The sequence below is a fragment of the Neobacillus sp. NPDC093127 genome, assembly GCF_044754175.1.
Lineage (GTDB): Bacteria > Bacillota > Bacilli > Bacillales > Cytobacillaceae > Neobacillus.
Genome location: NZ_JBIVOP010000068.1, coordinates 1 through 1,199, shown reverse-complemented (window position 1 = coordinate 1,199; position 1,199 = coordinate 1). Strand labels below are relative to the sequence as shown.

1 protein-coding gene and 1 pseudogene are annotated in these 1,199 nt (G+C 33.7%); both read right to left on the bottom strand.

Translation table 11 applies throughout. The features are described from left to right. Positions 1–122: 122 nt before the first annotated feature. Complete coding sequence (locus ACIQCO_RS28180) at positions 123–536, bottom strand: hypothetical protein (RefSeq protein ID WP_400435492.1); 414 nt, start codon at positions 534–536, stop codon at positions 123–125. A gap of 170 nt (positions 537–706) precedes the next feature. Continuing rightward, a pseudogene (locus ACIQCO_RS28175) lies at positions 707–818 on the bottom strand (IS1595 family transposase); the annotation flags it as partial. Positions 819–1,199: the final 381 nt, after the last annotated feature.

Sequence of the window (1,199 nt, the reverse complement as noted above, 5' to 3'; positions counted from 1 at the left end):
TTGGCGCTCTCCCCTTTTTTAAAAAACGAATGAGCTGCGTCTTCTTTAGTATTGCCTTTTTCACTTTATTACAGAAGTTAATTTTCATGGTAGTTGAAGAAAGAGAAGGTGACATTATTTTTTTACTTAAAACCCGAATAAGGGTCACTTACATTACCCTCTAACTCTGTAACGGTATCTTCTAATTCTGTCCTTACTTCTGGATTTAAATTTGTGTTTGCTAAAGAGGTTTTTGCTGTAAGAAAACTCTTTTGAAGTCCCAGTAAGGCTATTAAAGACAATAAGTTATCAATTAATTTAAAATTGTCTATATTCCAAATGCTAATAACCCAACTATCAATTCGTTCCTTCAAACTCTCTTCTAGATACTCATATGTATTAAATTGACGATCCGCTAATTCATACAAGGCTTCAGATTTTCCTAAAGGACTTGCAGCATAATTCGCTTCAATATACCCCAATAAGTCGGAGAAATGAGAATTCAATTCGGTTACCGATAAATAATCAGGAAGGTCCCTATACTTATATAAATCCATAAAATCACCACATTTCAAAAAAGGTTTGGTACTTTATTTCGTTGCAAAAGGGACTAACTCCTTCTTCAGCTAACCTGCCAGTTAGCGTAAGTGTATTTGTTCACAAACTTGCTTGAAAAAACCTAAAAAACATTTTTTAGGCTATCTTTATTCAAATCTGTTTTTTTATTGTTATCAAATGATAAACCTTTCCCTAATTCAAGCCAACGGAACCAGTAAAGATAGTGCTAGATATTTAGTTGCAACCCCTTGAAAACGGTACATCCAATCCTTCAAACGATTTTAATAACTAAAATCCTACCCTTTTCATTCGTTCACTTCGAAATAAAAGGGGGTTAATTGTGAGAAAATTATTTTCCATTTGTCTTTTTATTTGTTTTTAGCAAACCTTTTCCCCAGAAACTTATTCCGGATATTAAACAAGTTATGAATATTAACTTAAATATTTTTGGCTGTCTGTACTAATGGAATGCTAGCTCATTTTTTACTTTTTCTCTTCAACAAAGCTGACAATTTGTAAAAAAGCGTTCCTGCGATTGACAGAAACGCCTTTTTTAGTCATATCTTGCCCTTTAGCCATCCATGAAGCGCAAAAAACCGCGCTTCACCACAGAGAATGAAAATGGGTTAGAACCGTCAATACTAATTCTACGGCTGAGAGAG